Origin of the sequence: Flectobacillus sp. (genome assembly GCF_049240685.1) — a bacterium.
Lineage (GTDB): Bacteria > Bacteroidota > Bacteroidia > Cytophagales > Spirosomataceae > Flectobacillus.
The window spans coordinates 2,428-6,583 of record NZ_JBMLSD010000291.1; the positions used below are offsets into that span (position 1 = coordinate 2,428).

The window sequence follows — 4,156 nt, forward strand, 5'->3', positions numbered from 1 at the left end:
TCAAATTTTCAAATTTTCAAATTCCCAAATTAATCCCCCTTTTTCCAGTAAAAATAAAAAGGCAGACCAGTTGCCATAAGGCCTAGACCGATTAAGGCTTCGTTTGGGCGCTCCATCAAGGTATTTACCAACAGAACAATACAAAAAAGTATAAAAATCGCAGGGACAAATGGATAGGCGATTACTTTGTATGGACGTGGAGCATCTGGCATTTTTTTACGTAAAATAAATACCCCAAATGTTGTAGCGCCATAAAAAATAAAGGCTGCAAAAATCAACATATCTGTCAGCTGGTCGAAAGTGCCCGAAAGTACCAATAACGATGCCCAAACTGCTTGTAATGTCAAGGCTTTTGATGGAGTATTGTATTTTGGATGAATATAGTCCACTTGTTTGAAAAACATTTTTTCGTGCGCCATGGCATAAAAAAGACGCGAAGCCAACAAAATCGTGCTACTCGTACAATTGAAGGTAGTTACCAAAATCAAACACGAAATCAAGACTCCTCCATACGAACCAAGAAAATGCGTAACCACCGCCACAGCACCAATGCCGTTTTTGGTCTCGTGAATTTTGATAAACTCGTCAATTGGTAAAATATAGAGATACACAAAGTTCATCATCATATACATCGCAATAATGATAATCATCCCGATGGTTAGCGCTAAGGGAAGATTCCTTTGTGGATTTTTGATTTCGCCACCAATATAGCCCACACTATTCCAGCCTTCATACCCCCAAAATGCACTCAAACATGCCAATGCCAAGGCTTTGAACAAGGTACCGCCTTGCATTTCCTCTGGATTAAATTTGACGCTATTTTGTTTGAGATAATCCCAGTTACCTACACTCGAAGTAAGCCCTAAAATGATAATACCCAACATCACTATTACCATCAGCGTCACGAGGGTATTACTGAGTTTTTCGCCCAATTTTAAGCCTTTAGTATTAAAATAGGTTAGAAAGATGATTAGGGCAATAGCGATAAACTTGATGCCTAAATTGTCCAGAAAATGCAGTCCTAAAAAACTCATTTCGCTCATTTCGGGCGACGAGTTAGGAATAGGCACCAAGCTATTCAAAGATTGCGCAAACACATAAGCAATAGACGCAATGGATGCTGTACGAATCACTGCAAAGTTGGTCCAGCCGAAAAGAAAGGCAAAAAAACGATTATAAATTTTACGATAGTACACAAAATCTCCCCCCGAATCTGCCAACATACTTGCTACTTCGGCATTGCTAAGCGTACCAGCCAAGCTAATTAAACCCGCTACCAACCATGCGGTAAGGACAAGTCCAGGCGACTGTAGTTCGGCCGACATGGGGGCAATTTTTTTGAATACTCCAGTACCAATTACAGAACTGATTACGAGGACAACAGCGGAGGAGAGACCAATCGAACGTACTAATTTTCCTTGATTTTCGGAGGAGTTTTGCATAGGGTGGTTTTGGGGTTATTGGGGAGATAAGACAAAATTTAGTTGGTGAAAAATGGACTTAAAGTTTTCTAAAACAATATGAAAGATTGTTTTTCTGAAAAACAAGTTTTTACAAATTAGTCAATAAGCCCTTTAGTTCCAAATTCTACCGAATACAAGATACTTTAGCAAGAGCTTTGCTAGAAAAACCTTAGAGCCATTGGTTTGAAAATGATTGAAAGGTAAAAACAATCTTTGAATTGTGAGGGTATTTCGAAAAAGCTGGCTTAAATTTGAGATTCTTTTTATGTATAACTACTGATGAAATAATAGATAAGTGAAGAATAATATTTGGAAGTGTGTTAATTTATTTGTTTTTTCATTTGTATTATAAGTATTTTTTATTTGAGTAATTCCCTTACAAGGCATCACACTTATATCGTAGATTTATCAGTAATTACTTTACCTTTGCTAGATTACCTTAACATTTAACAACAGCCAAACTGTGAAGAAAACTTTACTACTTCTTTCTATTTTTTTCATCAACATTTTATCGATACGAGGCCAAAAAATTAATGCATCGACTCAATATCATATAAAGCCCGCAACAGGGAAAATTCATATTGATGGCAGCCTCGAAGACCCCGCTTGGAAAGATACCCAACTGGGCGGTGATTTTTGGATGATTACACCTACCGATACCGCCAAGGCTAATGGCAAAACGGAATTTCGTTTTACTTACGACGAACATTTCTTGTATGTAGCCGCTATTTGCCATGAATCCATCAAAAACAAATCCTACATCGTAGAATCCCTAAAACGAGACTTTAGCTTTGGAAATAACGATAACCTTTGGTTGATTTTAGAGCCTTTCAATGACCTAACCAATGGCTTTGTTTTTGGGACAAATGCAGCAGGAGCGCAATTTGATGGTATTATTTCGGAGGGAACTAACCTAAATCCAAACTGGGATAATAAATGGTATTCGGCCACCAAATATATGGGTGACTACTGGGTGATGGAGGCTGCTATTCCTTTCAAAACCCTGCGTTATAAAGCTGGCGAAACGCGTTGGGGAATGAACTTTAGTCGTTTGGATTTAAAATCTAATGAAAAGTCTTCCTGGGCTCGAATTCCTAAGCAGTTTTTTAGTATTACTTTGGCGTATACAGGTTCGTTGGTATGGGATACCCCACCACCAACGCCCAAAAATAATTTCTCGATTATTCCGTATGCCTTGACGGGCGTCAACAAAGATTACGCCAAGGGTAGCGATGCTACTATTAGAAAAGACGTTGGATTAGATGCCAAAATCGCAGTGTCTTCAGCACTGAATTTGGACTTGACTGTCAACCCTGATTTTTCACAAGTAGATGTCGACCAGCAAGTGACCAATCTTGATCGTTTTGAGCTGTTTTTTCCTGAAAGAAGACAGTTTTTTCTCGAAAATTCCGATTTGTTTAACAATTTTGGATTCAAATCTATTCGTCCATTTTTCTCCAGAAGGATAGGTTTAGGTTCGCCGATTCAATTTGGGGCTCGTTTAAGTGGAAAACTCAATAATAACTTGCGTATTGGTTTGATGAATATGCAAACCGACCCTAATAGTGCGTTGGGAAAACCAACACAAAACTTTTCGACCTTGGTGCTTCAACAAAAAATATTTTCAAGGTCAAATATAGGTTTGATGTTTTTGAATAAAGAAGCGCTCAATTTTGACGAAAATAAAAATATAGGATATACCAAATACAATCGTAACCTTGGTTTTGAATATAATCTAGCTTCTGCCAGTAATTTGTGGACAGGTAAGTTTTTGGTGCTAAAATCATTTACACCAAAAACTACAAGCAGTACTAATACTGCCTCGGGTGATGACTTCGTACAAGCAACTAGCCTCTCGCATAATGGCACCCACTGGGTGATACAATGGCAACATGAATACGTAGGCAAAAACTATAATGCCGAAGTAGGATATGTGCCTCGTGTGGGTTATTTCAAAATAGATCCAGCCTTGACTTATTTGCTGTATCCCAAAAGCCCTACTAGTAAGGTATTTGTACATGGTCCGACCGTAGAATCTATCAATTATTGGAATACCAATAGCAAATTGACAGATTATACCAATATATTTGCTTATGCAGTTCAGATGAAAAATAGGAGTGCTCTAACCCTCTGGACTGCCAGAGATTATGTAAAACTACAATTCAAATTTAATCCATTAAACCCTTATACCTCAGAGTATTACGTAGCCAATCAAAGCGAGCATTCGTGGCATTCGGCGGGATTTGATTATGTGTCAACGTCTAAGCGACTACTAACCTACACGCTCTCTACGCGTGTGGGTGGTTACTATGGCGATGGTACACGAGTGGGTATTACGGGCTTGATAGGATATCGTTTTCAGCCGTATGTGAGCTTTTCGGTAGGAGCCGATTATAACGATATTCGCAATGTATCGGTTGCAAATAGTGCCAATGATATTATATCTAAACAGTCAGCGAAATTTTTCTTGATTCGTTCAAAAGTAGATATTACGTTTACTAATAATTTGTACTGGACAACGTATTTTCAATACAACGAACAGCAAAAAAATGTAAACCTCAATACCCGTATTCAATGGCGATACAAACCAGCATCGGATATTTTCTTGGTATATACCGACAATTATGTGCCTAATTCGTTCGGTATCAAAGACCGAGCAATTGTTTTGAAAATGACGTATTGGTGGAATGTGT

At 38.2% G+C, this 4,156-nt stretch carries 2 protein-coding genes; one reads left to right on the forward strand and one right to left on the reverse strand.

All coding sequences use genetic code 11. The features are described from left to right. Positions 1-29 precede the first annotated feature (29 nt). On the reverse strand, positions 30-1,442 hold the full coding sequence (locus ACOVQ4_RS13265; protein WP_421821114.1) for an APC family permease: 1,413 nt from the start codon (positions 1,440-1,442) through the stop codon (positions 30-32). Positions 1,443-1,926: 484 nt separating this feature from the next. Between ACOVQ4_RS13265 and ACOVQ4_RS13270 the strand changes: the two genes are divergently transcribed. Then, positions 1,927-4,156: DUF5916 domain-containing protein (locus tag ACOVQ4_RS13270; protein WP_421821115.1), on the forward strand; the 2,230-nt coding region annotated here is incomplete at its 3' end.